Raw genomic sequence first — 1201 nt, forward strand, 5'->3', positions numbered from 1 at the left:
AGGCCCAAGCGACTGTTTAGCAAAAACACAGGTCTGTGCGAAGCCGTAAGGCGAAGTATACGGGCTGACGCCTGCCCGGTGCTGGAAGGTTAAGGGGAGCGGTTAGGGGCAACCCGAAGCTGTGAACCGAAGCCCCAGTAAACGGCGGCCGTAACTATAACGGTCCTAAGGTAGCGAAATTCCTTGTCAGGTAAATTCTGACCCGCACGAATGGCGTAACGACTTGGGCGCTGTCTCAACGAGAGATCCGGTGAAATTTTAGTACCTGTGAAGATGCAGGTTACCCGCGACGTGACGGAAAGACCCCATGGAGCTTTACTGTAGCTTGATATTGAACTTTGGTACGGTCTGTACAGGATAGGTGGGAGCCGTTGAAGCCTGAGCGCAAGCTTAGGTGGAGGCGCCGTTGGGATACCACCCTGATCGTATCGGAGTTCTAACCTGTCACCGTGAATCCGGTGAAGGGACCGTGTCAGGCGGACAGTTTGACTGGGGCGGTCGCCTCCTAAAGCGTAACGGAGGCGCCCCAAGGTTCCCTCAGAATGGTTGGAAATCATTCGAAGAGTGCAAAGGCATAAGGGAGCTTGACTGCGAGACCTACAAGTCGAGCAGGGACGAAAGTCGGGCTTAGTGATCCGGTGGTACCGAATGGAAGGGCCATCGCTCAACGGATAAAAGCTACCCTGGGGATAACAGGCTTATCTCCCCCAAGAGTCCACATCGACGGGGAGGTTTGGCACCTCGATGTCGGCTCATCGCATCCTGGGGCTGAAGTAGGTCCCAAGGGTTGGGCTGTTCGCCCATTAAAGCGGTACGCGAGCTGGGTTCAGAACGTCGTGAGACAGTTCGGTCCCTATCTGTCGCGGGCGTAGGAAATTTGAGAGGGGCTGTCCTTAGTACGAGAGGACCGGGATGGACGCACCGCTGGTGTACCAGTTGTTCCGCCAGGAGCATCGCTGGGTAGCCAAGTGCGGGAGGGATAAGCGCTGAAAGCATCTAAGCGCGAAGCCCGCCTCAAGATGAGATTTCCCAATTCGTAAGACCCCTGGAAGAACACCAGGTTGATAGGCTCGGGGTGTAAGCACGGCAACGTGTGCAGCTGACGAGTACTAATCGGTCGAGGGCTTATCCTACAGCTTCGGGAGCATGTCTCCTGCAAGCAAAGGCTCAAGCCAAGGCAAGTCACAGGTGAAGATGTTTC

Annotated in this window: 1 rRNA gene; it reads left to right on the plus strand. The window is 55.6% G+C overall.

From position 1 onward, the window contains the following. Positions 1-1133, plus strand: a 23S ribosomal RNA gene (locus LKX83_RS31735); the annotation flags it as partial. Between the last annotated feature and the right edge of the window lie 68 nt (positions 1134-1201).

Source organism: Cohnella baijiui, assembly GCF_020731285.1.
Taxonomy (GTDB): Bacteria; Bacillota; Bacilli; order Paenibacillales; family Paenibacillaceae; genus Cohnella.